Origin of the sequence: Amycolatopsis sp. SID8362, from assembly GCF_010550475.1 — a bacterium.
GTDB classification, from domain to species: Bacteria; Actinomycetota; Actinomycetes; order Mycobacteriales; family Pseudonocardiaceae; genus Amycolatopsis; species Amycolatopsis eburnea.
Map to the genome: position 1 here is coordinate 1 of NZ_JAAGNB010001394.1, position 1,589 is coordinate 1,589.

Sequence of the window (1,589 nt, forward strand, 5' to 3'; positions counted from 1 at the left end):
CCGCCGCCCGGCGGCGACCGGGACGCCGAGGCCGGCCAGCACCTCGCGGCCGCGGCCGGTCAGCGTCAGGCCGCCGGCGGTGTCGACCAGCCCGGTCGCCAGCATGCCGTCGCGGAGGGCGACGCCGAGGACACCGGCGAGGTGGTCGTAGCAGGTCCGCGCGAAGCCGAGCTTCTTCACCCGCAGCGACGCCTTCAGCCCGGTGACCGGCCGGTGTTCGGCGTGCTGGGCCAGGTGCTCGATCAGCTCGGCCACGCGCGGGTCGGCGATCCGCACGTAGCTGGCCCGGCCCTGCTTGACCCGGGCGACGAAGCCGGCGTCGCTCAGCCGGGTGACGTGCTCGCTGGCGGTCGAGAGCGCGATCCCGGCCGCCTTCGCGAGTTCGCCGACCGTCCAGGCCCGCCCGTCGAGCAGCGCGAGGCACATGGTGGCCCGGCTGGGGTCGGCGAGCACCGCGGCGACCTCGGCGAGGGCGATCGTCTCCATGCCCCCACGGTACGAGCCCGACCGTTCGGCCCCCGCCGAAGCGTCACTTTCACGTGAAAGCGACGCTCAGAGCGCCTTCAGGAACTTCGCCGCCAGGGTGACCGCCGGGCCCGAGTCGTTCGAGTTCTCCAGCACCACCGCGAACGCCACGCTCCCCCGGTACCCGACGAACCAGCCCGTCGCGTTGGAGCCGTCGCCGAACTGGGCCGTGCCCGTCTTGCCGAACACCGTCCCGGCGCCCGCCGCGGCCCGGCCGGTACCGCTGGTCACCACCGCGCGCATCAGCTTCCGGACCTCGCCGAGCACCGCACCGGGCGGCGGCGTGTACCCCTTGACCACCGTGGTCGGCAGGTCGTGCCACAGCCTCGGCGTGATCGCCTTGCCCGCCGCCACCGTCGCGGCCATCATCGCGCCGCCGAGCGCGCTGGCCTGGATGCGGCCCTGGCCGAAGCCGTCCTCGACCTGCTCGTCCTTGCTCGCCGCCGGCTCGACCTTGCCCAGCTCGGTCTTGATGCCGGGGATCTCGTAGTCGGCGTTCAGCCCGAGCTCGTCCGCCGCCTTCTTCAGCCCGTCCGCCGGCAGCGCCAGCGCGAGCTGCCCGAACGTCGTGTTGCAGGACCGCGCGAACGCCGTCTGCAGGTTCGTCGCGCCCAGCTCGAAGCCCTCGTTGCGCACCGTGCGCGTGCCGATCGTGGCGACGCCGGGGCAGTCCACGGGTGAGCCCGCGTTGAGCCCGCTCTGCTGGACCGCCGCCACGGACGTCGCGATCTTGAACGACGAACCGGGCTCGTACAGGCCGCTGAGCGCCTTCGGGGAGTTCCCGGCGGCCGCGTTCTGGGCAACGGCGAGGATGTCGCCCGAGCCGGTGTCGAGCGCGACCAGCATGGCCGACCCCGCGTAGCCGTCGACCGCGGCCTGCGCGGCGTTCTGCGCGGCCAGGCTCAGGCTCGACGTCAGCGGCTTGGCGCCGTCCTCGGCCGGCTTGCCGAACAGCGTCTCGAGGCTCTTCCCGCTGGTGTCGACCCGCTGGACGGCGAACCCGCTGCCCGCCGCGGCGGTGACCTGCCCGGTGAGCGCCGAACGCAGCAGCGGCGCCGGGTTGC

2 protein-coding genes are annotated in these 1,589 nt (G+C 74.2%); both read right to left on the reverse strand.

Translation table 11 applies throughout. The features are described 5' to 3' along the window. Positions 1-486, reverse strand: a 486-nt coding sequence (locus G3I65_RS42730) for a helix-turn-helix transcriptional regulator (RefSeq protein ID WP_160701141.1), incomplete at its 3' end; no start/stop codon positions are given. A 66-nt stretch (positions 487-552) separates the two neighbouring features. Next, the coding region (locus tag G3I65_RS42735; RefSeq protein ID WP_160701142.1) for a penicillin-binding transpeptidase domain-containing protein at positions 553-1,589 on the reverse strand (1,037 nt) is incomplete at its 5' end.